Source organism: Massilia genomosp. 1, assembly GCF_011682185.1.
In the GTDB taxonomy this organism is placed as follows: Bacteria; Pseudomonadota; Gammaproteobacteria; order Burkholderiales; family Burkholderiaceae_D; genus Telluria_A; species Telluria_A rubra.
The window spans coordinates 1-394 of the sequence record NZ_WHJF01000421.1 but is presented as its reverse complement, the minus strand read 5'-3'; the positions used below and the strand labels follow the sequence as shown (position 1 = coordinate 394).

The following is a 394-nucleotide window of genomic DNA, read 5'->3' as shown; positions in this document are numbered from 1 at the left end:
GCTCCAGGTTGAGCCGGCTTTTGAGCCGTTTGAAGGCTTCCTCGATGCGCCAGCGCTTGTGGTACAGGTCGCCAAAGGCGCTGGCCGGGAAGCGCGCGGTATCGAACAAATTGGTCATCAGCACGCGCACTTTGCCGTTCGGCGCGATGTGGCGCACCAGACGAACCTGCTGGGGCGCGCGGGTGAACTCGTAGTCGGCGGCCTCGCGCTGCGACGGCGCTGTGAGCGTGACGACCTGCTCATCGAGGCCGGAGCGCAGAAACGCGCACGAGATGGCGCGCTCGTTGAGCAGGGCGACGAGCCAGCGCGACGGATAGCCCCGGTCCAGCAGCAGCAAGTCCTTGCTTGAGAGTCGGTCCAGATGCTGGACCAGCATCTGGCGTTCGCCGCATTC

Annotated in this window: 1 protein-coding gene; it reads right to left on the bottom strand. The window is 65.5% G+C overall.

Annotated features, from left to right (window positions below; genetic code table 11):
• Positions 1-394 (bottom strand): transposase (locus F1735_RS34340; RefSeq protein WP_167241525.1); only part of this gene is annotated, 394 nt, incomplete at both ends.